The organism is Thermococcus sp. (assembly GCF_015521605.1).
Lineage (GTDB): Archaea > Methanobacteriota_B > Thermococci > Thermococcales > Thermococcaceae > Thermococcus.
Genome location: NZ_WANV01000029.1, coordinates 1 through 2292 on the forward strand (window position 1 = coordinate 1; position 2292 = coordinate 2292).

Genomic DNA, 2292 nt, shown 5'->3' on the forward strand with positions numbered 1-2292 from the left:
ACAGTCTGGCCGGCGGCACTTCCGAGGTTCATGCCGACGTTGAAGGCATCGGGTTTTAGAACCTCCCTCAGCTTTTTCATCGCGAGTTCTATACCTTTGACCAGTGCGGTCTTTTCTTCTTCCGTCAGTTCTTCCCAGCTCTCCACGTGCCTCTTTGGAACGACCAGGAGGTGTCCTCTGCTCGCAGGATACGAGTCAAGGAGTATTCTGATCAGCCCGTCTTCATAGAGGATAACTTCATCGCTTGGATTGCAGAACGGACATTCCATCGGCAGCACCAAAGACTTAAAACGGGTTCGGAATAAAAAGGCCTCGGTGAGAGGGATGGAGGAAACCCTTGAGATGATGAACAAAACCTACCGGAAGTTTCTCGCGTTCGGCATGGGCTTTCTGCTGGTGGCCTTTGGGATGATGATAGTTCAGCCCATCGGACGGGAACCCTCCCTGATTCTGGCCTCGATACTGTTCGTAATCGCATTCATTCCGCTGGAGTTTGCCAGGAGAATAGCCAGAAAGATGGCGATGCTCGCCTTGCGGGGTGAATAGAAAAGCTTAATTATGCCGCCCGAGAAGTATGGGCAGAGAGTAGGAGATATGACGATAATACGTTAGAGGTGATGTAAAATGGCGTTTGTACCACCACAGGCAGGTTATGACAGGGCCATTACTGTTTTCAGCCCTGACGGAAGGCTCTTCCAGGTAAACTACGCAAGGGAGGCCGTTAAGAGGGGAGCAACCGCCGTTGGTGTTAAGTGGAAGGAAGGTGTCGTCCTCGCCGTTGAGAAGAGGATAACCAGCAAGCTCATCGAGCCGAGCAGCTACGAAAAGATTTTCCAGATCGACGACCACATAGCGGCCGCCCCGAGCGGCATAATTGCTGACGCAAGGGTTCTCGTTGACAGGGCCAGGCTGGAGGCCCAGGTTTACAGGCTCACCTACGGCGAACCCGTTCCGCTCACCGTTCTGGTGAAGAAGATTTGCGACCTCAAGCAGGCCCACACCCAGTATGGCGGTGTGAGGCCCTTCGGCGCCGCCCTTCTCATGGCGGGCGTCAACGAGGAGCCCGAACTCTACGAGACTGACCCAAGCGGGGCTTACTTCGAGTGGAAGGCCGTGGCAATAGGCAGCGGAAGGAACACCGTCATGGCAATCTTTGAGGAGCACTACACCGACGACATAGGCATGGAGGGGGCAATAAAGCTGGCAATAATGGCGCTCGCGAAGACCCTTGAGGAGCCCAGCCCGGACAGCATAGAGGTCGCCTACATAACTACCGAAGACAAGCGCTGGAAGAAACTCGGCAAGGAGGACGTTGCCAAGTACCTTGAGGAGATCCTCGAAGAGGTCAAGGAAGAGGAAGTCGAGGAGAGGGAAGAGGACTACTCCGAGCTGGACAGCAACTACTGAGGTGACGGGCGATGCCCATAAGCGTTGATAAGGCCGTCATCGCCCGTCTGAAGACGCACGGTGAGACCTTCGAGATACTCGTTGACCCCTACCTCGCGAGGGACTTCAAGGAGGGCAAGGACGTTCCCATAGAGGAGATCCTCGCCACCCCCTACGTTTTCAAGGACGCCCACAAGGGCGACAAGGCCAGCGAGCACGAGATGGAGAAGATATTCGGCACCAGCGACCCCTACGAGGTGGCAAAGGTAATCCTTCGCAAGGGTGACGTTCAGCTCACAGCAGAGCAGAGGAGGCAGATGCTCGAAGATAAGAGGCGCTACATAGCGACGGTGATTCACAGGCACGCCGTGGATCCAAGGACGGGCTATCCGCACCCAGTTGATAGAATCCTCCGGGCGATGGAAGAGGCAGGGGTTCACATCGACCTGTTCAAGGATGCCGAGGCGCAGGTCCCGGGTGTTATCAAGGCCATAAGGCCCCTCCTCCCGATAAAGCTTGAGATGAAGGTTATAGCAGTGAAGATACCCGGCGACTACGTGGGCAGGGCATACGGAGAGGTAAGGAAGTTTGGAACTATAAAGCGCGAAGAGTGGGCCAGCGACGGCTCGTGGATGTTCCTCATCGAGATTCCCGGAGGAGTCGAGGAGGAGTTTTATGAGAAGCTTAATGCCCTCACGAAGGGCAATGCGATAACTAAACTGATAGAGAGGAAGGGACTATGAGACGGATTTTTGTAAAAAATAGGGAACTGGTGGTTCCTGGGACTTTACTTGCCCAGGGGCCGTTTAAGAGCGGAAGAGGGACGTTCAGGGAAGGCAACAGGATATACTCAACCGTCGTTGGGCTGGTTGAGATCAGGGGGGACGCGATAAGGGTGATACCCCT

The 2292-nt window shown here is 54.9% G+C and carries 4 protein-coding genes and 1 pseudogene; 4 read left to right on the top strand and 1 reads right to left on the bottom strand.

What is annotated here, in order from left to right; translation table 11 throughout:
• Positions 1-269: HIT family protein (locus F7C11_RS05755; RefSeq protein WP_297091842.1), on the bottom strand; the 269-nt coding region annotated here is incomplete at its 3' end.
• A gap of 55 nt (positions 270-324) precedes the next feature.
• Between F7C11_RS05755 and F7C11_RS05760 the strand changes: the two genes are divergently transcribed.
• The 4 genes and pseudogenes from F7C11_RS05760 to F7C11_RS05775 all read left to right on the top strand — a co-directional run.
• Positions 325-546 (top strand): hypothetical protein, encoded by a 222-nt coding sequence (locus tag F7C11_RS05760; protein ID WP_297091844.1) that lies wholly within the window; start codon positions 325-327, stop codon positions 544-546.
• Between the two features lie 78 nt (positions 547-624).
• The gene (gene psmA, locus F7C11_RS05765; RefSeq protein ID WP_297091838.1) at positions 625-1407 is read left to right on the top strand and encodes an archaeal proteasome endopeptidase complex subunit alpha; all 783 of its coding nucleotides are present in this window, start codon (positions 625-627) and stop codon (positions 1405-1407) included.
• A gap of 11 nt (positions 1408-1418) precedes the next feature.
• Positions 1419-2129: a ribosome assembly factor SBDS gene (locus F7C11_RS05770; RefSeq protein WP_297091840.1), complete on the top strand. Its 711-nt coding sequence runs from the start codon at positions 1419-1421 to the stop codon at positions 2127-2129.
• Positions 2126-2292: pseudogene (locus F7C11_RS05775) on the top strand (RNA-binding protein); the annotation flags it as partial. The gene F7C11_RS05770 and the pseudogene F7C11_RS05775, both read left to right, overlap by 4 nt.

What these genes read in the sequence shown, in the direction of transcription:
- F7C11_RS05760 (WP_297091844.1), top strand. Translation starts at nt 325, where the DNA reads ATGGAGGAAACCCTTGAGATGATGAACAAAACCTACCGGAAGTTTCTC.
- psmA (WP_297091838.1), top strand. Translation starts at nt 625, where the DNA reads ATGGCGTTTGTACCACCACAGGCAGGTTATGACAGGGCCATTACTGTT.
- F7C11_RS05770 (WP_297091840.1), top strand. Translation starts at nt 1,419, where the DNA reads ATGCCCATAAGCGTTGATAAGGCCGTCATCGCCCGTCTGAAGACGCAC.